Raw genomic sequence first — 236 nt, 5'->3', positions numbered from 1 at the left:
ACTTCCGTGTTCGGCATGGGAACGGGTGTGACCTCACCGCTGTCGCTACTGGATGAATGAGCGTACCCGCTCAAAACCGGATAACGCGAAAACGAATCATGTGTCTTCCTCGCTCTGCCGAGCGACGTCGTTCATTGGTTAAGCCCTCGATCGATTAGTATCTCTCCGCTGCACGTGTCGCCACGCTTCCACGCGAGACCTATCTACCTCGTCATCTCCGAGGGATCTTACTCACT

1 rRNA gene is annotated in these 236 nt (G+C 55.1%); it reads right to left on the bottom strand.

Going from position 1 to position 236, the window contains the following annotated elements:
- Window positions 1–134: 134 nt before the first annotated feature.
- Window positions 135–236, bottom strand: a 23S ribosomal RNA gene (locus HCN83_RS18160); the annotation flags it as partial.

This window comes from Alkalicoccus luteus, from assembly GCF_012034335.1.
Lineage (GTDB): Bacteria > Bacillota > Bacilli > Bacillales > Salisediminibacteriaceae > Alkalicoccus > Alkalicoccus luteus_A.
Note: the sequence above shows the minus strand (reverse complement) of the source record. Positions and strands in the feature narration are given on the sequence as shown.